This is a genomic window from Rhodobacter sp. SY28-1 (assembly GCF_005222785.1).
Classification (GTDB): domain Bacteria; phylum Pseudomonadota; class Alphaproteobacteria; order Rhodobacterales; family Rhodobacteraceae; genus Tabrizicola.
Window position 1 is genome coordinate 175,625 of sequence record NZ_STGH01000002.1, and the last position, 21,345, is coordinate 196,969.

General features: G+C 67.1%; 22 protein-coding genes. 16 read left to right on the top strand and 6 right to left on the bottom strand.

The annotated features are described in order from the left end of the window. Positions 1 to 92: 92 nt before the first annotated feature. On the top strand, positions 93 to 2,432 hold the full coding sequence (locus tag E8M84_RS09875) for an aldehyde dehydrogenase family protein (protein ID WP_137111047.1): 2,340 nt from the start codon (positions 93 to 95) through the stop codon (positions 2,430 to 2,432). A gap of 971 nt (positions 2,433 to 3,403) precedes the next feature. Here the strand turns inward: E8M84_RS09875 and E8M84_RS09880 are convergent. After that, positions 3,404 to 3,961 carry a YqgE/AlgH family protein gene (locus tag E8M84_RS09880; protein ID WP_137111048.1) on the bottom strand — a complete coding sequence of 186 codons (558 nt, stop codon included), beginning with the start codon at positions 3,959 to 3,961 and terminating at the stop codon, positions 3,404 to 3,406. Positions 3,962 to 4,101: 140 nt separating this feature from the next. Here E8M84_RS09880 and E8M84_RS09885 point away from each other — a divergent pair, with 140 nt between their 5' ends. The 12 genes from E8M84_RS09885 (at position 4,102) to plsY (ending at position 12,817) form a co-directional block, all read left to right on the top strand. Further along, entirely contained in the window at positions 4,102 to 4,893 is a 792-nt protein-coding gene (locus E8M84_RS09885) for a protein-disulfide reductase DsbD domain-containing protein (RefSeq protein ID WP_137111049.1), read from the top strand. Between the two features lie 68 nt (positions 4,894 to 4,961). Beyond that, positions 4,962 to 5,750 carry a uracil-DNA glycosylase family protein gene (locus tag E8M84_RS09890; protein ID WP_137111050.1) on the top strand — a complete coding sequence of 263 codons (789 nt, stop codon included), beginning with the start codon at positions 4,962 to 4,964 and terminating at the stop codon, positions 5,748 to 5,750. Then, the gene (locus tag E8M84_RS09895) at positions 5,751 to 6,380 is read left to right on the top strand and encodes a LysE family translocator (RefSeq protein WP_137111051.1); all 630 of its coding nucleotides are present in this window, start codon (positions 5,751 to 5,753) and stop codon (positions 6,378 to 6,380) included. A gap of 1 nt (position 6,381) precedes the next feature. Then, positions 6,382 to 6,924: a molybdenum cofactor biosynthesis protein B gene (gene moaB / locus E8M84_RS09900; protein ID WP_137111052.1), complete on the top strand. Its 543-nt coding sequence runs from the start codon at positions 6,382 to 6,384 to the stop codon at positions 6,922 to 6,924. Positions 6,925 to 6,936: 12 nt separating this feature from the next. Further along, positions 6,937 to 7,737, top strand: a complete 801-nt coding sequence (locus E8M84_RS09905) for a hypothetical protein (protein ID WP_137111053.1) — start codon at positions 6,937 to 6,939, stop codon at positions 7,735 to 7,737. Between the two features lie 28 nt (positions 7,738 to 7,765). Then, positions 7,766 to 8,728 (top strand): aspartate carbamoyltransferase catalytic subunit, encoded by a 963-nt coding sequence (locus tag E8M84_RS09910; protein WP_137111054.1) that lies wholly within the window; start codon positions 7,766 to 7,768, stop codon positions 8,726 to 8,728. After that, positions 8,725 to 9,234 (top strand): hypothetical protein, encoded by a 510-nt coding sequence (locus tag E8M84_RS09915; RefSeq protein ID WP_137111055.1) that lies wholly within the window; start codon positions 8,725 to 8,727, stop codon positions 9,232 to 9,234. The genes E8M84_RS09910 and E8M84_RS09915 overlap by 4 nt, the downstream gene beginning before the upstream one ends. Continuing rightward, positions 9,231 to 9,791 carry a hypothetical protein gene (locus tag E8M84_RS09920; protein ID WP_137111056.1) on the top strand — a complete coding sequence of 187 codons (561 nt, stop codon included), beginning with the start codon at positions 9,231 to 9,233 and terminating at the stop codon, positions 9,789 to 9,791. The genes E8M84_RS09915 and E8M84_RS09920 overlap by 4 nt, the downstream gene beginning before the upstream one ends. 115 nt (positions 9,792 to 9,906) lie before the next feature. Then, positions 9,907 to 10,347 carry a hypothetical protein gene (locus tag E8M84_RS09925; protein WP_240790345.1) on the top strand — a complete coding sequence of 147 codons (441 nt, stop codon included), beginning with the start codon at positions 9,907 to 9,909 and terminating at the stop codon, positions 10,345 to 10,347. Further along, positions 10,344 to 10,865: a hypothetical protein gene (locus E8M84_RS09930; RefSeq protein ID WP_137111057.1), complete on the top strand. Its 522-nt coding sequence runs from the start codon at positions 10,344 to 10,346 to the stop codon at positions 10,863 to 10,865. The genes E8M84_RS09925 and E8M84_RS09930 overlap by 4 nt, the downstream gene beginning before the upstream one ends. Before the next feature lie 62 nt (positions 10,866 to 10,927). After that, positions 10,928 to 12,202, top strand: a complete 1,275-nt coding sequence (gene pyrC, locus E8M84_RS09935; protein ID WP_137111058.1) for a dihydroorotase — start codon at positions 10,928 to 10,930, stop codon at positions 12,200 to 12,202. A gap of 3 nt (positions 12,203 to 12,205) precedes the next feature. Further along, on the top strand, positions 12,206 to 12,817 hold the full coding sequence (plsY, locus tag E8M84_RS09940; protein ID WP_137111059.1) for a glycerol-3-phosphate 1-O-acyltransferase PlsY: 612 nt from the start codon (positions 12,206 to 12,208) through the stop codon (positions 12,815 to 12,817). An 84-nt stretch (positions 12,818 to 12,901) separates the two neighbouring features. Here plsY and pepT read toward each other — a convergent pair whose 3' ends face one another. From pepT to E8M84_RS09965, 5 genes are all read right to left on the bottom strand, one after another. After that, on the bottom strand, positions 12,902 to 14,143 hold the full coding sequence (gene pepT / locus E8M84_RS09945; protein ID WP_137111060.1) for a peptidase T: 1,242 nt from the start codon (positions 14,141 to 14,143) through the stop codon (positions 12,902 to 12,904). Positions 14,144 to 14,152: 9 nt separating this feature from the next. After that, positions 14,153 to 15,499: a glutamate--cysteine ligase gene (locus E8M84_RS09950; protein WP_137111061.1), complete on the bottom strand. Its 1,347-nt coding sequence runs from the start codon at positions 15,497 to 15,499 to the stop codon at positions 14,153 to 14,155. A gap of 256 nt (positions 15,500 to 15,755) precedes the next feature. Further along, entirely contained in the window at positions 15,756 to 16,307 is a 552-nt protein-coding gene (locus E8M84_RS09955) for a hypothetical protein (protein WP_137111062.1), read from the bottom strand. After that, complete coding sequence (locus E8M84_RS09960; RefSeq protein ID WP_137111063.1) at positions 16,304 to 17,155, bottom strand: GNAT family N-acetyltransferase; 852 nt, start codon at positions 17,153 to 17,155, stop codon at positions 16,304 to 16,306. The genes E8M84_RS09955 and E8M84_RS09960 overlap by 4 nt, the downstream gene beginning before the upstream one ends. Then, positions 17,152 to 17,871 (bottom strand): 16S rRNA (uracil(1498)-N(3))-methyltransferase, encoded by a 720-nt coding sequence (locus tag E8M84_RS09965; RefSeq protein ID WP_137111064.1) that lies wholly within the window; start codon positions 17,869 to 17,871, stop codon positions 17,152 to 17,154. Before E8M84_RS09965 ends, E8M84_RS09960 begins: the two co-directional genes overlap by 4 nt. Positions 17,872 to 17,883: 12 nt before the next feature. Between E8M84_RS09965 and ubiA the strand changes: the two genes are divergently transcribed. The 3 genes from ubiA (at position 17,884) to E8M84_RS09980 (ending at position 21,344) form a co-directional block, all read left to right on the top strand. Next, a complete protein-coding gene (gene ubiA, locus E8M84_RS09970) occupies positions 17,884 to 18,885 on the top strand; it encodes a 4-hydroxybenzoate octaprenyltransferase (protein ID WP_137111065.1) in 1,002 nt (333 codons plus the stop codon). Positions 18,886 to 18,957: 72 nt separating this feature from the next. Next, positions 18,958 to 21,018, top strand: coding sequence for an OmpA family protein (locus E8M84_RS09975; protein ID WP_240790346.1), 2,061 nt, complete (start codon positions 18,958 to 18,960; stop codon positions 21,016 to 21,018). After that, positions 21,015 to 21,344 (top strand): hypothetical protein, encoded by a 330-nt coding sequence (locus tag E8M84_RS09980; RefSeq protein WP_137111066.1) that lies wholly within the window; start codon positions 21,015 to 21,017, stop codon positions 21,342 to 21,344. The genes E8M84_RS09975 and E8M84_RS09980 overlap by 4 nt, the downstream gene beginning before the upstream one ends. Position 21,345 lies beyond the last annotated feature (1 nt).

Consider the following 21,345-nt stretch of genomic DNA (forward strand, 5'->3'; position numbering starts at 1 on the left):
ACCCTCCTCGTTCGACTTCGTCTCCTCATCGGTGCGCCCGCGAGGAGTGACGAAGTCATCGACGAGCCCCGCCCGCACAATCGAGGGACCCCATGACCATCAAGGAAATCTTCGACAGCATGGCCTACGGCCCCGCCCCGGAATCCGCCACCGAGGCCCTCGCCTGGATCGCCAAGCACAGTGCCACCTTCGGCCACTTCATCGACGGCCAATTCACCGCGCCGGGTGACACCTTCACCACCCACAACCCCGCCACCGGCAAACCCCTCGCCCAGGTCACCCAAGGCACCGCCGAGGACGTCGCCCGCGCGGTGCAAGCCGCCCGCCGCGCTCAGCCGAAATGGGCCGCCCTCCCCGCCTTCCGGCGCGCGGAATACCTCTACGCCCTCGCCCGCCTCACCCAGAAGCACTCCCGCCTCCTCGCCGTCCTTGAAACCCTCGACAACGGCAAACCGATCCGCGAGTCCCGCGACATCGACATCCCCCTCGTCGCCCGCCATTTCTCCTACCACGCGGGCCTCGCCCAGCTCCTCCCCTCCGAACACCCCGACCTCCAACCCTTGGGTGTCTGCGGCGCGATCATCCCCTGGAACTTCCCGCTCCTGATGCTCGCCTGGAAGGTCGCCCCCGCGCTGGCCGCCGGGAACACCATCGTCCTCAAACCCGCCGAATACACCCCCCTCACCGCCCTCCTCTTCGCCGAAATCAGCCGCGAGGCGGGCCTCCCTAAAGGCGTCCTCAACATCGTCACCGGCGACGGCTCCACCGGGGCCGCCCTCGTGGACAGCCCGGTAGACAAGATCGCCTTCACCGGCTCCACCTCCGTCGGCAAGCGCATCCGCGAGGCGACCGCCGGCACCGGAAAGGCCCTCACCCTCGAACTCGGCGGCAAATCCCCCTACATCGTCTTCGACGACGCCGACCTCGACAGCGCCATCGAAGGCCTCGTCGACGCCATCTGGTTCAACCAGGGCCAGGTCTGCTGTGCGGGCTCCCGCCTCCTCGTCCAGGAAGGCATCGCCCCCCGCTTCTACGCCAAACTGAAACACCGGATGGACGGCCTCAGGGTCGGCGACCCCCTCGACAAGGCCATCGACATCGGCGCCATCGTCGACCCCATCCAGTTGCGCACCATCACCGACCTCGTCGCCAACAACCCCGAGGGCGACCACTACCAGGCCCCCTGCCCCCTGCCCGCCCACGGCTCCTTCTACCCCCCCACCCTCATCACCGGCCTCGGCACCGCCTCCCCCCTCATGCAAGAGGAAATCTTCGGCCCCGTCCTCGTCGCCATGACCTTCCGCACACCCGAGGAAGCCGTCCAACTCGCCAACAACACGAAATACGGCCTCGCCGCGACCCTCTGGACCGAGAACATCAACCTCGCCCTCGACGTGGCCCCGAAACTCAAGGCCGGAGTCGTCTGGGTCAACGCCACCAACCTTTTCGACGCCGCTGCAGGTTTCGGCGGCGTCCGCGAATCCGGCTTCGGGCGCGAAGGCGGGTGGGAGGGCCTGATGGCCTACCTCAAACCCTCCTCAAAACCCGTCGCCCTCAAATCCGCCCCCGCCCCAGCGACCCCCGCCGAGCCACAAGTCGACACCCTCGACCGCACCGCCAAGATGTACATCGGCGGCAAACAGGCCCGCCCCGACTCCGGCTACTCGCAACCCGTCTACAGCCCCAAAGGCAAACTCCTCGGCCATGTCGGCATCGGCAATCGCAAGGACATCCGCAACGCGGTGGAGGCCGCTCACGCCGCCAAATCCTGGGCCAAGACCACCGCCTACAACCGCGCCCAGGTCCTCTACTTCATCGCCGAAAACCTCTCCGCGAGGGGCCCCGAGTTCGCCCAGCGCCTGCAAGACCTCACCGGCAAGCCCGGCGCAGTCGAGGTCGACGCCTCCATCCAGCGCCTCTTCACCTACGCCGCCTGGGCCGACAAATACGACGGGCACGCCAAATCCGTCCCCATCCGCGGCATCGCGCTTGCGATGAACGAACCCACCGGCGTCATCGGCGCGCTCTGCCCCGACGAGGCCCCCCTCCTCGGCCTCATCTCCCTCATGGCCCCCGCCATCGCGATGGGCAACACGGTGATCCTAGTCCCCGGCCAGCACCCCCTGTCCGCCACCGACTTCTACCAGATCCTCGACACCTCCGACGTCCCCGCCGGGGTCGTCAACATCGTCACCGGCCCCCCGCAAGACCTCGCCAAATCCCTCGCCGGCCACATGGACGTCGACGCGGTCTGGAGCTTCTCCTCCCACCCCCTCTCCGCCCTCATCGAGCGCGAAGCGGCAGGAAACCTCAAACGCACCTGGGTCAACCACGGCCGAGCGCGGAACTGGATGGGACCCGAGGGCGAAGGCCGGACGTTCCTGTCCCAGGGGACCGAGATCAAGACAGTCTGGGTGCCGTATGGGGAGTGAAAGAGCCGCCATCGTCCCGATCGTAGGGTGCGCTACAGCGCACCATCCGCCAGTGCGCTGTAGCGCACTCTACGCCGCCTACCGATCTCAGTGCGGGTGAAAATGAACGGACGCCTTGTTGGAAATCTAATTGTTACGGTCGGTGCAATCCTAACGGTCTGGTTTGGAGACCGCCCCATAACCACAGACTTTGCGATTTACATCGCCTTCGTTCTCTCTGTCGTGTGGTTCGATTGGTTGTGGCTGAAAGCCGGAAAGGGCGTCCTCAGGTTCTTGGCCAACCGGCGCAAGTCATCGTAGGGTGCGCTACAGCGCACCATCCGACGGTGCGCTGTAGCGCACCCTAAATGGCACATCGAGCGTTCGGTTCATAATGGCACGACCAGTTGACGAATGGCTGCTTTCTTTTGAATTAACGCTCTACCCGCCATTTCTGCGGCGCATGCAAGCCCGGCGGCAACCCTTATCTGAGCGGCTTGAGTTGCTCACGTTTCTGAGAAAATCCGGAGTCCCAAAGCGCTACATGATCTTGAGGAGTCCCGGCCGGTTCAGCAGACTTGGCCATAGCGACACAGCCCCCTTCATCTGGTTCTGGGCGCCCACCCCATCCTTCAGGAAAACGCTCAAACCCGGAGGGCCAAAGCACGTACTGGGTCCCAGTTCATGGCTCTGGACTCGTGATCATTCAACTTTGCTCGTACTTGATGACATGGAGTTTCAAATGCGGCCTGACGAGGCGCGTGCGTTAGAGATCGCGCTTTACGGCTCTGGCCAGGCCTAGAGTGCGCTACAGCGCACCGCCACGGCCAATCAAAGGCGATTCGCCCCCCAAGGTTAACGCCCCACCACCCGGACGCGCGTATGCATGGAATGCATATGCAATGAATACGGGTTGTAGCCCCCCATCCAGCCCGAAATCCCCCCGATTAACCCAGCGTTCCCAACCCGTTACCCGGAGTCCCTTGCGGCCCCTACGCCCGCCCCGCCGCCGCACTCAAGGTCATAGGATCAATCCCCATCCCCCGCAGCGCCGCCGACCATTTCACCCGGTCGTCCGGGCCGAACACCAACCCCTCCGGAGCGTTACAGGTCAGCCAGTCGTTCCGCGCGATCTCGGCCTCCAACTGACCCGGCCCCCAGCCGGAATAACCCAACGCCAGCAAGGCCTTACCCGGACCCCCGCCCTTGGCCAAGGCCTCCAGGATGTTGATCGTCGCGGTCATCTCCAGGCCGCCGGGCACCTTCATCGTGCCCTCGCCCTCCCGCTCCCAGTCAGAGGAGTGCAGCACGAACCCCCGCCCCCGCTCCACCGGCCCGCCGAAATGCACGCGGATGTCGCGGCCCATGGGTGCGCGGGGGATGCCGATATGCTCCAGAAGGCCGGAAAAACTCAATTCCTCCAATGGCTTGTTGACGATCAACCCCATCGCGCCTTCGGCCGAATGGGCACAAAGAAGCACCACGCTGCGCTCAAACCGCGGGTCGGCCATGCCCGGCATTGCAATCAGGATCTGTCCGGAAAGGTCCATCGGCGCCCCCATCCCCTTTCAGGAAACATGGACCCCCGGGCCGCAGGGGACAAGCCCCGGACCATGGCCGAAGCGCCACGATCACAGCCCTTCGCCGCAAAGTGATTTCCCAAAGCCCCGGCATTTCCTATGTTCGACCCATGTTCAAGACCGCCGCCACCCTTGCCCTGATCGCCGCCCCCGCCCTTGCCACCACGCAGGAGGATGTCCTGTCCGCGCAGCTAAGGCCCGGATGGCAAATGGAAAATGGCGGCCACATGGCGGCGGTGGAACTGCAGCTGGCCCCCGGCTGGAAGACCTATTGGCGCAGTCCGGGCGATGCGGGGATCCCGCCCAGCTTTGACTGGTCGGGGTCCGAGAACGTGAAGGCCGTGCGCCTGCACTGGCCCGCCCCGGTGGTGTTTCACGCCAACGGGATGCAGACCATCGGCTATCACGACCGCCTGATCCTGCCGGTCGAGATCACGCCCGAGGACCCCGGCAAGCCGATCCGCCTGCGGGTCGGGATGGAGCTTGGGGTCTGCGACGAGATCTGCCTGCCTGCCACGTTGGATCTGGCCGCTGACCTCGCGGCGCCGGGCGCCCCCGATGCCAGCATCAAGGCTGCCCTGTCGCAGCGCGCCGCCACCGCGCAAGAGGCTGGAATTACAAGGGTTTCCTGCAGTATCGACCCGATCAAGGACGGCCTGCGCATCACCGCGCGCCTTGGCCTTCCCGACCCCGGCCTGCCCGAGGTCGTGGCGTTCGAGACCGCCGACCGCGCAGTCTGGGTCGCCGAGGCGATCACCGAACGGCAGGGCGGCGAGTTGGTGGCGATGACCGAACTCGTGCCGCCCAGCGGCGCACCCTTCGCGCTGGACCGCTCGCAGGTCACGATGACCATCCTCGCCGACACCGGCGTGGTGGAGGTGAAGGGGTGCCCCGCCCCGTGACCCTGGGTTAGCGCCAGTCCGAGCAGCGGCGGGTTGTCCGCATTGCCCCCGGGCCCTAGTCTCGCCGCATGGGAATCGCCACCGAAATCGCCGAAGACTGGGAGGCCGCCCTGGCGGCCCTGGACTGGCAGGTCGAGGCAGGGGTGGACGAGCCAATCGTTGATGCCCCTATCAACCGCTACGAAATGCCAACTGCCGCCCCGAGGCCCGTGGCCTCAGGCGCGGTCCCGTCCGCCGAGGTGCCAACCCGGGTAGAAGCAGACCCGGTCGCGGTGGCCCGCCAGGTTGCGGGGCAGGCGCAGACCCTGGAGGCGCTGCGCGCGGCCATCGCGGCCTTTGACCTGTGCGAATTGAAGAAGGGCGCGCGGAACACGGTCTTTGCTGATGGAAACCCGAAGGCCCGCGTCCTGATCCTGGGCGAGGCCCCGGGCGCGGACGAGGACCGCGAAGGCCGTCCCTTCGTCGGTCGCGCCGGGCAGCTTCTGGACCGGATGTTCGGGGCCATCGGCCTGTCGCGCACCTCTCCTGATGCCGAGGCTGCGCTTTACATCACCAACGTGATGCCGTGGCGCCCTCCCGGCAACCGCGACCCGGAACCCGCCGAGATCGCGATGATGCGCCCCTTTGTCGAACGCCACATCGCACTGGTCGACCCTGCGGTCATCGTGGTGATGGGCAACACGCCCCTGGACGCGCTGACCGGCAAACGCGGCATCCTGCGCGCCCGGGGCAGTTGGTCGCAGGCGCTTGGAAAGCCGCTCTTGCCGATGACCCACCCGGCCTACCTGCTCCGCACCCCCGCGGCCAAGCGCGAGGCCTGGGCCGATCTTCTGTCCCTGCAAGCAAGGCTGCGCTGAATGCTTCCGGTCGAGCCCCTGACCCTTCTTGCCTTCATTCCGGCGGGCCTCGCGCTGAACCTGACACCGGGGGCGGACATGATGTTCTGCCTGGGCCAGGGCCTGAAATCCGGCTGGCGGCCCGCGATGGCGGCGAATTTCGGGATCGCGCTGGGTGGGATGGTGCACACCCTCTTTGCTGCGCTTGGCCTTGGCGCACTGCTTGCCGCCCACCCGGCGGCTTTCGAGGCGATCCGCTGGCTGGGCGTCGGCTATCTTCTTTGGCTGGCCGTCGGCGCCTTGCGGTCCTCTCCCTTTGCGGCCGAGGCGCAGGTTGTGTCGACCTCGGCCACCAAGGCCTTCTGGCAGGGGCTGATGGTCAACCTGTTGAACCCCAAGGTGATCCTCTTCATCCTCGCTTTCCTGCCGCAGTTCGTCGACGCCTCTCGTGCGATCCTGCCGCAGTTCCTGACGCTGGGGCTCGTCTTCTCGCTGGGCGGGCTGGTGGTGAACGGCGCTGTCGGGATCTTTGCGGGATCCATCGGCCAGCGCGTCGCCCGCTCGGTCGGCCTTGCAAAATGGCTGTCCCGGATCAGTGCGACGATCTTCGGCGCATTGGCCCTGCGGCTCGCGCTCATGCCAAGGAGTTGAGATGTCCCGCATCGACGAAACCCTGCCCTTCCACCCGGTCCGCATAGCCGTCCTGACCGTCAGCGATACCCGGACGCCCGAGACGGACAAGTCCGGCGACACCTTGGTCGACCGGCTGACCGGTGCGGGTCATGTGCTGGCCGACCGGGGCATCGTGCCGGACGACCGCCCGGCCATCGTGGCCCGCCTGCGCCAGTGGATCGCCGACGCAGGCGTAGACGTAATCCTGACCACCGGCGGCACCGGGCTGACCGGCCGCGACGTGACGGTCGAGGCGCACCGCGAAGTCTATGAGAAGGAGATCGAGGCCTTCGGCACCGTCTTCACCATCGTCAGCATGCAGAAGATTGGCACCAGCGCCGTGCAAAGCCGCGCCACCGGGGGCGTGGCGGGGGGCACCTACCTTTTCGCGCTTCCCGGCAGCCCCGGCGCGTGTCGCGATGCCTGGGACGAGATCCTGGCTCGCCAACTCGACAGCCGCCACCGGCCCTGCAACTTCGTCGAGATCATGCCGCGTCTGGAAGAGCATCTGAAGCGGAAGTAAACGGTTCCCGCTGTGCTGGTCACCTTTTTGCCCTTTGTTCTGCTGGCGCTTGTCGTATTTCTGCTTCCGCCGAACTGGGGGCTGCGTGCCTGGGCCTTGGCAGCACTACCGCTGGTCTGGTCATGGGTACTGCACCCGATCACGCCATTCCAGAACCAGGCGCCACTCGACGGGCTGCAGGACGTGCTGGACCTGTGGATTCTTGCCTTCGCCACGCTCGGGGTCGCGGCCCGAGCCTTCTGGACCCTGGCTCTGGCTCCACTGGACTTGTCCTCGCTGTCCAAGGACATGCTGGTTCCCGACTGCATCCTCGCCGGGCTGTATGGCCTGGTCGCGGGCGTGGGGGCCACACTTCTTCTGGCTGCGGGATTGCGCGGGCTGACGGGCGGGCTGGCCCTGCATCTGGGCGTTGCGGGACTTGCGTCCGTCGGGGCTTATGCGGCCATGCGCCTGCCCCAGCGCCCGCGCTGCATGACGGTGATCGCGCTGTCCACCATCCTCTTCCTGACATTGGCCGGTGGGGTGGCCTACCCGAAGTTTATACACGCCAAGGCCGAGGCCATCCAGCGGGGTGCCCCGCGCTGCCTGCGCACCCCAAACGGCAAGGCCCCGACCACGGACCAGCTGCGCCTACTGACCCTGCCGCAGGCGCTGGGACGGCGGCCGAACCTTGTGCTGACGGTGATGACCGAAAGCGGCCAGAGGGATTTCCGTTGGTCCTACCGGTCCTTCGGCTTCCGCAGCTACGACTCCTATCCGGCGGCCCCTGCCCGGCATCCTGATGCTTGCCCCGCCCCCCGGCCTTTGCAATAGAGGATTGAAACCGGACAAGGGGACGACCATGGCCTTCCGCGCCCGCCATCTTCTGGGGATCGAGCATCTTGCCCCCCTGGAGATCACTACCGTCCTCGACCTTGCCGACCGCTATGTCGACCTGAACCGCCGCACGGTGAAGCAGTCCGACGTGCTGGCGGGGATGACGCAGATCAACCTGTTCTTTGAGAACTCGACCCGCACGCAGTCCTCCTTCGAACTCGCCGGCAAGCGGCTTGGGGCCGACGTGATGAACATGTCGGTGGCGAATTCCAGCGTGAAGAAGGGCGAGACGCTGATCGACACCGCGATGACGCTGAACGCGATGCACCCGGATCTTCTGGTGGTCCGCCACGGGTCCTCGGGCGCAGTGAACCTGCTGGCGCAGAAGGTGGATTGCGCGGTCCTGAACGCGGGCGACGGGCGGCATGAGCACCCGACGCAGGCGCTTCTCGATGCCCTCACTATCCGCCGCGCCAAGGGCCGCATCCAGCGCCTGACCATCGCGATCTGTGGCGACATCGCCCATTCCCGTGTGGCCCGGTCGAACCTGATCCTCTTGGGCAAAATGGAAAACCGCCTCCGCCTCATCGCTCCACCGACCCTGATGCCCTCGGGCGTCGAGGACTTCGGCTGCGAACTTTTCGACGACATGCGCGAAGGGCTGAAGGGCGCGGATGTGGTGATGATGCTGCGGCTGCAAAAGGAGCGGATGGACGGCGGCTTCATCCCCTCGGAACGCGAATACTACCACCGCTACGGGCTGGACGCCGAGAAACTGGCCGCCGCCTCGCCCGAGGCCATCGTGATGCACCCCGGCCCGATGAACCGGGGGGTAGAGATCGACGGAGATCTCGCCGACGACATCAACCGGTCGGTGATCCAGGACCAGGTGGAGATGGGCGTCGCGGTGCGCATGGCCTGCATGGACCTTCTGGCCCGGAACCTGCGGGCCGAGCGGGGGCGGAAGATCGTGGGGATGATGGCGTGAGCGAAGCGGATGCAGTGCGTTGGCAGGGCACGCCCTCGCCATTGCCCGCACTGCTGGTCTGGGCTGCAATTCTGGTCCTGGCCCTTGCCGTGTTCGCCCTACTGTACTGGTACGCCCATGCAACCGGTCGGTGTGTTTCGTTGCTGCTGGAGGCTGACTGCACAAAGCCGAGCCGCTCCAAGATGGAGGCCATCTTCCTTGTTCTTGCCGGCATAGCCGCAGTGGCGGGCAGCATCATCGTCAAGATCGCAATGGGCTTTCCGCATGAACGCTACACCCTTACGGACCGGGAGATTCGGGTAACGACGGGCTGGCCGCTGTCGGGTGTGCGGTCGCAGCCCCTTGCTCTCGCCAGCGCCACGCGCAAGGGCAATCACCTGCATTTCACAGGTGTCGGGGAGAAACCGATCACCTTCGGGCCGTTGCGACCCGGTGACGCCGAAAGCATTCTGCGTCTGATCAGCAGCCTGAAGGTGGAACAGGCTGTAAAGGACGGCAAGGGATGACTGCACCATCCGATGCCCCCCTCCCCCTCCGCCCTGGCGAAACCCTCCTCTGGGAGGGCGCGCCCGTCCCGGGCTTCCACCAGCGCCGACTGACGTTCTTCCTGATGCTCTTCGGGCTGCCGTTCCTGATCGTCGGCGTCGCCCTCTTCTTCTACAGCCTCCTCCTCTATCCGCAGGCGGCAAGCCTCCCGGACGGCGGCAATGCCCTGGTCACCATGGCCTTCAGCCTGCCCTTCGCCGCCTTCGGAGGCTTTCTGACCCTGGGTCCGATCATCGAGGCCCGCGCCACAGCCCGCGACATCCGCTATGTGCTGACGACCCGCGCGGCCTATGTCATCCGGCAGGGGCGGTTCCCCGTGGTAAGGGTCTATCCGATCCTGCCCTCGACCGCCCTGGAACTGGAGTACGGCTCGCGCGCAGGCACCGTCTGGGTGCATTCCCGGCGCGAGAGGGATTCCGACGGCGACCTTGGCACGACGAAAGCGGGCTTTGAAAACATCGCCGAGGCTGAAAAGGTGTTCCTGATAATCCGTGATCTGCAAGGCAAGACCGAATGACCCCCGACCCCGACCGCAAGCCCACGAAAGCCGAGATGCGCCAGGGCGGCATGGTGGCCACTGCCGTCCTCGTCTTCATCGCGCTGTTCACCATCGTCTTCGTCTGGATCGCCTGATGGCCCGGATCGAACCCGACCCGATCCTTGGCACCGTCACGCCCCTGCAGGAGGGCGAGACGGTCCTGGCCGAATTCCGCGCCGACCGGACAGCCTATTGGCGCAGCCACTTGATCATGGCCGTTGCCCTTGGCGCGGCGGCGGGGGTCTTCCTGATGTGGCAGGGCAACCCCTACCCGGTCGCAGGACCGATGGGCGCGCTGCTCGCCATCGGGGCGCGGGCGGCCTATCTGGCGTCCGAGGCGTTGGCCGAGACTTGGCGGCTGACCGACCGCAGGCTCCTGGGTCCGGGGGGCAGGGCCATTGCGTTGCGGCAGGTGCAGTCCACGAAGCCCTTCCTCGGCTCGGTCCAGATCACCACCACTTCAGGGGACCGTCACCTGATCAAGTACCAGGCCGACCCCACCGCCACCGCCAACCGGATCACGACGCGCCGATGAAACTGACGATCCCTGCCCATGACCGCGACGGCGTCCATGTCTTCACCGCCAAGCTGACCGCCGAGGATCTGCAGCGCGACAAGGGCCGCCTTGCGACCGAACTGCTGGGCGACCCCGATCTCGACCCCGCCTTCGTGGAGATATTCGATCTTGCCGACCTCGCCGACGTGGGTCTCTCCGGCTATCTGGTCGAGGGGCTGGGCGTCCCGTCCGCCGCGGTTCAAGACCCTGCCCGGCTTGATGCCCTGCAGGGGCCGGTCCTTATCCTGCTGTCAAAGGCGCTGCACGGTCGCGCGGTCACCCTGACGCCCGATTCCCGGCTGACCCTGGTGGGAACCTATGCCGAGGAACGCCCCCCGGTGCATTTCGAGCCCCTGCCCACCGTTACAGCCCAGGGTCATGTGACGCCTGATCTCCCCCCGGACCGGACACCGCAACGGCCCGCCTCGGCCTTCATCCTCCTCGGGCTTGCCCTGTTCCTTGTGGCGGGCGTTGCGCTGTGGCTCGCGCTGGGGTGAGTTCCAGTGGACAAGCCGCCCGCGCCGTCGCATACCCTGCCGGACCCTCGGACGGACCGGACATGACCACGCTGCACTTTTCGAACGCCCGCCTGATCGACCCCGAGGCGGGGACGGATGCCCCGGGCAGTCTGACGGTGAGGGATGGGGTGGTCCTGGCCCGCGACGAGAAGGCCCCGAAAGGTGCCAAGGTGGTGGACTGCGGAGCCAGGTGCCTGGCACCCGGGATCGTCGACCTGGGCGTCAAGATCGGCGAACCGGGTGAGAGGCACCGCGAAAGCTTCGGCTCGGCCGGGGCGGCTGCGGCCGCGGGGGGCGTGACCACGATCATCGCCCGACCCGACACCCACCCCGCCATCGACACGCCGGAGGTGCTGGAGTTCGTGACCCGCCGCGCGTCCGAGGCCCCGGTCCGCATCCGCCACATGGCCGCGCTGACCAAGGGCCGCGACGGGCGCGAGATGACCGAGATCGGCTTCCTGCGCGATGCCGGGGCGATTGCGTTCACCGATGTCTTCAAGGTCTCGACCGAGGCGAAGGCTCTTACCCGGGCGATGACCTATGCCCGCTCGCTGGGGGCGCTGGTGGTGGGCCACCCTCAGGATCCAGGGCTGTCTGCAGGGGCTTCGGCGACCTCGGGCAAGTTCGCCTCGCTGCGCGGCATCCCGGCCGTCTCGCCCATGGCCGAACGGATGGGGCTGGAACGGGACCTTGCGCTGGTCGAGATGACGGGCGTGCGTTACCACGCCGACCAGATCACCACGGCGAAGTCCCTGCCCGCGCTGGCCCGCGCCAAGGCAGCGGGGCTGGACGTGACGGCGGGGACCTCGATCCACCACCTGACGCTGAACGAATTCGACGTGGGCGATTACCGGACCTTCTTCAAGGTCACCCCGCCCTTGCGGTCGGAACAGGACCGGCTGGCGATTGTCGCCGCCGTGGCGGACGGGACGATCGACGTGATCTCGTCCTTCCACACCCCGGCGGACGAGGAATCCAAGCGCCTTCCTTTCGAAGAGGCCGCCGCCGGGGCCGTCGCGCTGCAGACCTTCCTGCCCGCCGCGATGCGGCTGTACCATGCCGGGCACATCGACCTGCCCGCACTTTTCCGCGCGATGGCGCTGAACCCGGCCAACCGGCTGGGCCTGCCGCAGGGCCGCCTGACCCTTGGCGCGCCCGCCGATCTGATCCTGTTCGATCCCGACGCGCCCTTCCTGATGGACCGCTTCAAGCTGCTGTCCAAATCCAAGAACACCCCGTTTGACGGCGCGCGGATGGAAGGTAAGGTGCTGGCGACCTGGGTCGGCGGGACGCAGGTCTTCGCGGCGGAAGAATGAGAGATGCCTGAATTCGTGACCTCGCAGGGGATGCTCCTGCTGACCGCCGCCTTGGGCTACCTCTTGGGCTCGATCCCGTTCGGGGTGCTGGTCACCCGGGCGATGGGTTTGGGCGACTTGCGGCAGATCGGGTCGGGGAACATCGGGGCGACCAATGTCCTGCGGACCGGGAACAAGGGGGCGGCGCTGGCCACCCTCCTGCTCGACGGGGGCAAGGGGGCGGTCGCCGTCCTGCTGGCCCGCTGGCTGGTGGGTGAGGATGCGGCGCAGGTCGCCGGGCTGGCGGCGTTCCTGGGGCATCTTTTCCCGGTCTGGCTGCGCTTCAAGGGCGGCAAGGGGGTGGCGACCTTCATCGGCGTCCTGCTGGCGCTGAACGGGCTGGTGGGGTTGGCGGTCTGCGTGACCTGGCTGTTGGGGGTGGTCGTGACCCGGACTTCATCCATCGCGGCGCTGGTTGCGGCGGCAGCCTCGGGGCTGTTCGTGCTGGCCCTGACGGACGGGAGCCTCCTCTTGCTGACCCTGATCCTGACCGTGTTGATCTATGTCCGCCACAGTGAGAACCTGAAACGGATCAAGGCCGGGACCGAGCCGAAGATCGGGGCGAAGAAGGCCTGACTGTCCACGCAGGACAGTCTGGCAGCCCAAATGAAATCAAATACTTGCGCGTGGACGTTTACCGCCCGGAAACCATGTCGGGCGCTAGTCCTTTTCGGTCGCGCATTCCACCAGCCGCAACACGACGCGGGTCGACAGCGCCATGTCCTGCACAGAAATCCACTCACACGGCCCGTGCAACTCCTGCATCCCGGTGAACACGTTCGGACAGGGCACGCCCATCTCGGTCAGGCGTGAGCCGTCGCTGCCGCCGCGGATCGGGACCGACTTCGGCTCTACCCCGAGGTCGCGGCAGGCGCCTTGCGCAAGGTCCACCGGGGACATGTCCTTTTCCAGCCAGTAGCGCATGTTGCGATACTGCGGGCGGATTTCGCAGGTGATCTTCGCCCGGGGCTCGGTCGCGGCCACCGTCTCGCAGACCTGCCGCAGCAGTGTGCCCTTGGCCTCCAGCCCGTCCAGTTCAAAGTCGCGCAGGATGAAGCGCAACTCGCACTCTGCTGCCGTGCCGCGCATCTCGTAGATCATCAGGAAGCCTTCGCGGTCCGAGGTCGTCTCGGGCGTCATGCGGGCCTGCGGCAGGGTGGCGATGATCTTGGCGCCCAGATGCAGGGCGTTCACCAGCTTGTCCTTGGCCGTGCCAGGGTGGACCGAGACGCCTTCGATCTTCACCACGGCCCCGTCGGCCGAGAAGCTTTCATACTCGATCTCGCCCTCCGCCCCGCCGTCCAGCGTATAGGCGAAGTCGGCCTTCAGGTCCTTGGACAGCCGCGGATCGACGCCACGTCCGATCTCTTCGTCCGGGGTAAAGGCGATGCGGATTGGCCCGTGCGGGATGTCGGGGTTGGCGATCAGGTGGCGCGCGGCAGTCATGATGACAGCCACCCCGGACTTGTCATCCGCGCCGAGCAGCGTGGTGCCTGAGGCGGTGACGATGTCATGACCGAGGCGCGTGCCAAGGTAGGGCGAGACCTCGGGCGACAGTTCCAGGTCCGGCGCATCGGGAAAGCGGATGGACCCGCCGTTGTAGCCCCGGATCACGCGGGGCTTGACGCCGGTGGCGTTAAAGGCGGGGGCGGTGTCGATATGGGCGAGCAAGCCAATCGTCGGGCCTTCGGCAGTCGCCGGGATGGTGGCAAGGACGGTGCCGTAGTCGGTCAGCGTCACGTCTGCCGCGCCGATCCCGCGCAGTTCCTCGACCAGCAGGTTCAGGATGTCGAACTGCCGGGCAGTGCTGGGCTGGCTTTTGCTGTCCTCGTCGCTCTGACTGTCGATGGCGCAATAGCGGATGAGGCGCTCTTCCAGCTCGGTGTCGAAGTCGGTGCGCATGGTGGCTCCTTACAGGGAAGCGGCCTCGTAAAGCGGTGTGAGGTCGTGGCCCCAGGGTCCGTTGTAGAGGTCGAGCCACTTGTCCGCCTGCACCCGGCCCGTCTTCAGGCTTTCGACGAGGGGGAGAAGCTGGACTTCTTCGCCATGGCCACGGGCCACAAGACCGGCATGGGACAGTCCCACCGCCGCGCGGGCGAGGTCGAGAAGCTTCACGCCCCCGGCTTCGCCCTGCAGGGCCGAAACGGACGCGGCAACGCGCAGGCCTTCGCGGGTTTCCGCATCGAGGCCCTTCACCAGGTCCCAGGCGGCATCGAGGGCGGTCTGGTCGTACATCAGGCCTACCCAGAAGGCCGGAAGTGCTGCGATATGCGCCTGGTCGCCGCAATCGGCCCCGCGCATCTCGATGAACTTCTTCGCCCGCGCCTCGGGGAAGACAGTGGTCATGTGGTCGGCCCAGTCCGACAGCGTCGGCTTCTCGCCGGGCAGCGCGGGAAGCTGGCCCTTCAGGAAATCGCGGAACGACTGGCCGAGCGCGTTGATGTATTTCCCGTCGCGGTAGACGAAGTACATCGGCACGTCGAGGACCCAATCGACATAGCGCTGGAAGCCCATCCCGTCCTCGAAAGCGAAGGGCAGCATGCCCGTCCGGCTGTCGTCAAGGCCGCGCCAGATGCGGCTGCGCCAGCTGCGGTGGTTGTTGGGCTTGCCCACGAAGAAGGGGGAGGAGGCGAAAAGGGCGGTGGCGACGGGCTGCAGGGCAAGGGCCACCCGCATCTTCTTCACGAAGTCGGCCTCGGAGGCGTAGTCGAGGTTCACCTGCACGGTGCAGGTCCGGTACATCATCTGCGTGCCGTGGGTGCCGACGCGACCCATGTAATCGGTCATCAGCCGGTAGCGGCCCTTGGGCATCACCGGCATCTGGTCATGCGTCCATTCCGGAGCCGCCCCGATCCCCATGAAGCGGACGCCCATCGGGTCGGCAATGGAGCGGACCTCGTCCAGGTGGGTCTGCAGTTCCGCCCCGACCTCGACTGTCGAGATCAGCGGCGCGCCCGACAATTCGAACTGGCCGCCGGGTTCAAGGCTGATGTTGGCGCCGTTCCGGGTCAGGCCGATCACGTTCTCTCCCTCGCGGACCGGGGTCCAGCCGAAGCGGGACTCCAGCGCGGCGAAGATGGCAGAGATGGATCGGTCACCGGAATAGGGCAGCGGTTGCCGGGTGTCAGTGAGCCAGCCGAACTTCTCATGCTCGGCCCCGATGCGCCACTGGTCCTTCGGTTTGTTCCCGGCTTCCATGTAGGCGGCGAGCTGGTCGAAGCTTTCGATGAGGCCGCCGCCGGACTGAGGGATGGACATGGGTAGACGGACTCCGGGTCTTGGCTGCTTCGGCGATCCCGGCTGGGGTGCGGGGACGCCAAGAGGTGTCGCGCGGCACGGGGCAAGTCAAGGGGGGTCGCGGGAGGCGGCGATCGTGTCCACGGTGGACAAATGCCGGGACCGCAATGAAAACAGTGGGTTGGTCGCGGACGTTATAGATTTGTTAGCATTTGCACAGAGGAAATGTCCGGTCAGCGCAATGCCGGGCGGGTCCAAGAATTTTCGGCGAAAATTTTTACACGGCCACGATCCCTGCGCCTTTGCGAGTCCAGAGCAGGCGGTCGACCTCGTTCAGCGCGATGACGCGGCTGTCCGATGGCGGGGCATCGCTGCCAAGGGCGGCCACGACAGCGGCCATGTCGATGCCGGGCAGCGTGGCAAAGGCGTCGAACAGCGTCTCGGCCCCATCGGATTCCACCGGGATGTGCAGAAGCTGGCCGTCGCCCTGTTTCAGCTTCCAGATGCGACGGCCGCGCAGCGTCAGAAGGCGGATTTCGGCAAGGTCGGGCAGGCCGACGAAGCCGCCCGTGCGGGGGCCGTAATAGGCGATCTGCGCTTCGGTCACGCGGACGATCCCCGGGGCCTCGCCCTCCTGCTGGAAGCGCAGGCGGCGGAAGGCGGTCAGCGCCCAGCCAAGCCCGAGGGCCAGGAGAGCAAGGCCGATTGGAGTGAGGAAATAGCCGCCGCGCGTAGCGGTCCAGAGGCCGAAGGTAGCGAGGATCGCGCCCAGGATAACCTCGTGCCAGCGGCGGGCGGATGCGAGAAGTTCGGGGCGGATGAAGCTCATGCGGCGATCCGGGCGGGGGTGGCGAGAAGGAAGAGGGTGAAGGTTTCGGCAGGTTGGAAACCGATGGCAAGGTAGGCGCGGGCGGCGGCATCCGAGGCGGCGAAGAGGACGGCGCGTCGGATGCCCGTGGCGCGGGCTTCGGCAAGGTGCAGGGCGACGGCGCGGCGGGCGTATCCACGGCCGCGCAGGGCTGCGGGCGTGTAGACGCCCCCGACCTGCAAGATCTCGGGCAGGACGGCGTTGAAGCCGGTCAGGGCGACGGGCTGGTCGTCGTGGAGGAGGATGCGGTGGCTGTCGCGGGTGAGGTAGCTGTCGATGTCGGCTGCCGCCTTGGCGCGGGCCGGGGGCCCGGTCACGCCCATGACCTCGCCGATGTAGGTTTCGCGCCATGCAGTGACGCGGGACAGGTCGGACGATGTCAGCGGACGGAGGCTGGTGCCGGGCAGGTCGGGAAGGATCAGGGTATCGAGGTCCAGGGTGAAACCGGGCTCATCCCGGTCGGTCGTGGCGGGCAGCCGGGCGAGGCCGAGTGCCGCGAGGACGGGGCGGATCGAGACGGCGGGGCCGACGGCCCCGCTGACGACGAGGCCCTGCAGCAAGGCGCGCAAGGGTGCGAGGTCGGGGGTGCCGTGAAGGAGGGCCATCAGCATCCCCTCTTGCGTCAGGGCAACGAGGCCGTGGTCGGCAACGAGCCAGTAGCGCGTGGCATGCGGGTGGTCGGAGGCGAAGCCGCCCCTCCCCAGCCCATGCGCGCGGAGGTTCGTCAGCGGGAACATCGCGGCATCAATGCGGGTGGTCAGCAGCGCCTCGACGGCTGCGCGGTCATCCGGCCCGGCCTCGCGGATCATTGCCAGTCCCCGCAGGCGGCTTGCCAGAGGGTCAGGGCGGCGACAGCGGCGGTGTCGGCGCGGAGGATGCGGGGGCCGAGGCTTAGGGGAGTAACGTTGGGGCGCGCGCGGAGTTTTGCGGCCTCGTCGGCAGAGAAGCCACCTTCGGGGCCGATCAGGATGGCGGCGGGGCCTTCCGCGGGCGAAAGGGTCGCGGGCTGGCCGATGGCGGTTTCGTCGCACCAGTAGAGGCGGCGGTCCTCGGGCCATTTCGACAGGAGCTTGTCGAGGTGCTGGAGGTCCGTCACCTCGGGCACGAAGGTCGCGCCGCATTGTTCGGCGGCCTCAACGGCATGGGCCTGGAGGCGGTCTTGCCGGATACGCTCGGAATTGGTGTGCCGGGTCTGGACGGGCAGGATGCGGGACGCGCCGAGTTCGACGGCCTTTTCGACAATGAAGTCGGTGCGGGCCTTCTTGATCGGCGCGAAGAGAAGCCAGAGGTCGGGCGGCAGGTGCAGGGGTTTGGTTTGGGTTTCACAGATGGCAATCGCCCCGCGCTTGCCGGCTTCGGCCAGTGTTGCGCGCCATTCCCCGTCGCGCCCGTTGAACAGAAGGACAGCGGCGCCTGCCGCCAGGCGCATCACGCCAACGAGGTAATGCGCCTGATCCTGCGACAGCCGCACGGCTTGCCCCGGAGCAAGGGGCTGATCTACATAGAGCCTGATCTTCGCATCCATGAGCGTGAACCTATGTCCCAAGCGCCCGAATTGCCAGAGGCGGAGGCCGGTAGCGACCGCCTGGCCCAGGGTGTCGCCGGACAGGTGGCCGACGCGCCGAAGGCGAACTGGGTGGACATCTATGCCCCGGCGGCGGCGCGGCCCTATCTGCGGCTGTCGCGCGCGGACCGGCCGATCGGGACCTGGCTTTTGCTCGTGCCCTGCCTTTGGGCGCTGGCGCTGGCGGGGGGGGCCGGGGGGTTCCGGCCCTGGGATCTGTGGCTGGCGGTGTCCTGCGGCGTCGGCGCGTTCCTGATGCGGGGTGCGGGCTGCACCTGGAACGACATCACCGACCGGGACATTGATGCGCAGGTGGCGCGGACGCGGTCGCGGCCCTTGCCCAGTGGCCAGGTGACTTTGAAGGGCGCGTTGGTCTGGATGGTGGTGCAGGCGCTTTTGGCCGCCTGCATCCTGTTCACCTACAACTGGCTGGCCGTCGGGCTGGGGGTCGCAAGTCTTGCGCTGGTCGCGATCTACCCCTTTGCCAAGCGGTTCACCTGGTGGCCGCAGGTTTTCCTGGGCCTCGCGTTCAACTGGGGGGCGCTTCTGGCCTGGGCGGCGCATGCGGGCGAGGTCCCCCCGGCCTCCATCGCGCTTTACGCAGGCGGGATTGCCTGGACGCTGTACTACGACACGATCTATGCGCATCAGGACCGCGAGGACGATGCGCTGATCGGCGTGAAATCCACGGCGCGGCTGTTCGGAGACAACAGCCGGACCTGGCTCTGGGGCTTCTTCGCGGCGACCCTGCTGCTGTTCGCGGCGGCGGTGGTTCTCGCCCATGCCGGACAGGGTCGCCCGCTGGGGTTTGTCGTGGCGCTGGCCGGGGTCTGGGCGATGGGGCTGCATCTTGGGTGGCAGATGCGGCAGCTGGACCTGGACGACCCGGCGTCCTGCCTGAAGATCTTTCGCGCCAACCGGGATGCGGGGTTGATCCCCTTGCCGTTTCTTGCCGCTGCCGCATGGCTTGGTTGAACCTTCAGCCCTGAACCCCTAGGAAGCAGGGGGCGCGCGCTGAGCGCCCTGAGTCTTCCGGAAGTCATCCAGTTGCTGCCCCGTATCGCCAAGCTGTCCTCGACCACCCTCGCGCTTCTTGCGTTCATCCTTGCGGCGGCACTGATGTTTTCGGTGGCCTTCGGGGCGGCGAAGGTCATCGAATCGCGGACGCTGAAGGTGGTGACGTCCAAGCTGACCGAGGCGGGAATCGACTGGATCACCGTGACGACGGACGGGTTGCAAGTGCGCCTGACCGGGACCGCCCCGCGTGAGGACATGCGGTTCCGCGCGGTGAACATGGTGGGGTCGCTGATCGACGCGAGCCGCATCCGCGACGGGCTGGACGTGGCGCCGACGACGGCGATCGAGGCACCGAAATTCAGTGTGCAGATGCTGCGGACGGAAGACGGCATCCAGCTGATCGGTCTGATCCCGGAGGAACCGGGTGAAGGCGGGATGGGCGAGACGCAGCTGACCGAGGCCGCGGCGGCGCTGGCGCCTGGGACCGAACTGCCCGACATGCTGGAGACGGCGGGTTACCCCGCGACCGAGACCTGGAATGCGGCGCTGGCCTTCGGGCTGGAGGCGCTGCGCAAGCTGGAACGCTCGAAAATCTCGGTCGCGGCGGATGTGGTCGAGGTGACGGCGATTTCCGACAGCGAGGAGGAAAAGCGCGAGCTGGAGCGCGAGTTGCGGGCCGCCGCGCCTGAAGGGGTGCAGCTGGTGCTGGACATCTCGGCCCCGCGGCCGGTGATCACGCCCTTTACCCTGCGCTTTGTCGTCGATGCCGAGGGGCCGCGGTTCGACAGCTGCTCGGCCGACACGGAACGCGCGCGGACGCAGATCCTGCGGGCGGCGACGGCAGCGGGGGTGCAGGGCGCGCCGGTCTGCCAAGTGGGCCTGGGTACGCCGACACCCCGCTGGGCAGACGCGGTGAGCCTTGCGATGCGGGCGGTGACGGAACTGGGGGCGGCGTCGATCACCTTTTCGGATGCGGACGTGACGCTTCTGGCCAGCGCGGATGTGCCGCAGGCGACGTTCGACAAGGTGGTGGGCGAGCTGGAGACCGGGTTGCCGGATGTCTTCTCGCTGACCTCGACGCTGGAGAAGAAGGAAGCGGCGACCCAGGGGCCGGCGGAGTTCACCGCGGTTCTGGGCGAGAATGGCAAGGTCGAACTACGCGGCCGGGTCACTGACGAGATGCAGCGGCAGGCGGTCGACGCCTTCGCGAAGTCGGCCTTTGCCGGGGCCGATGTCTTGACCGCGACGCGGGTGGACGCGGGCCTGCCGGACGGCTGGGCGATCCGGGTGCTGGCCGGGCTGAAAGCTCTGGCCGAGGTGGACAATGGCAAGCTCCTCGTCCGGGCCGATCTGGTCGAGGTGACCGGGGTCACGGGGTCCACGACGGCGCGGGGCCGGATCACGCAGATCCTGTCCGAGGAACTGGGCCAGGGCGAGACCTTTCGGGTGAATGTCCGCTATGACGAGGCGCTGGACCCGCTGGCGGCCTTGCCGACGCCCGAGGAATGTGTGGCCGATGTGAACGCGGTCATCGCGCGGACCAAGATCACCTTCACCCCGGCCTCGGCCGAAATCGCGACGACAGCGCGGCCGGTGCTGGACGAGTTGGCGGGTATCCTGACCAACTGCCCGGCGATGCAGATGGAAATCGGCGGACATACCGACAGCCAGGGCTCGGAAGGGGGCAACCTGTCCCTGAGCCAGGCGCGGGCCGAGGCGGTGCTGCTGGCGCTGCAGGGCCGGCGGGTCGATGTGTCGGGGATGACTGCGCTTGGCTATGGCGAAGCGCAGCCGATTGCCGACAACGGCAGCGAGGAAGGCCGCGAGGCGAACCGGCGGATCGAGTTCGTCCTGAAAGGCGCGCATGGGGCGGCGGCGGAAGGGGCTGGGGAGACCGATCCTGCAGCCGCACCGGAGGCAGCCCCCGGAGAGACTGCGACCGAGGCCCCGGCTGCCGAAGGCGGCGCAGCTGCGCCGACTGCACCGGGACCCGACTTTTCTTCGGACACCAGCCCCTCGGTCGCGCCGACCGAAAAGACCATTGCTCCGAAGCCCCGCCCCGAAGGCCTGACGGCCGAGGAAGATCAATGAACCGCACCGAATTCGTCATCGCCACTGCCATCATCCTTATGGTCGCCTTCGCGTTGGGGTGGTTCACGCATTGGCTTCTGCACCGCTTCACCCGCGTCAAGGGCGGCGACATGGCCGAGATGGACAAGCTGGCGCAATCGCTGCACGAGGCCGAGGAACTGCGGGATCAGGCGCTGGCCTATCTGGAGCAGCGCGAGGCCGAGTTGATGAACCACATCAGCCAGACCGAGGCCGAGCTGAAGGCCGCGATGGAAGGCCTGCGCGACGCCCGGCACGAGGCCGAGGAGATGCGCAGCTACATCGAGCGGATGCACGCGAACGGGTGAT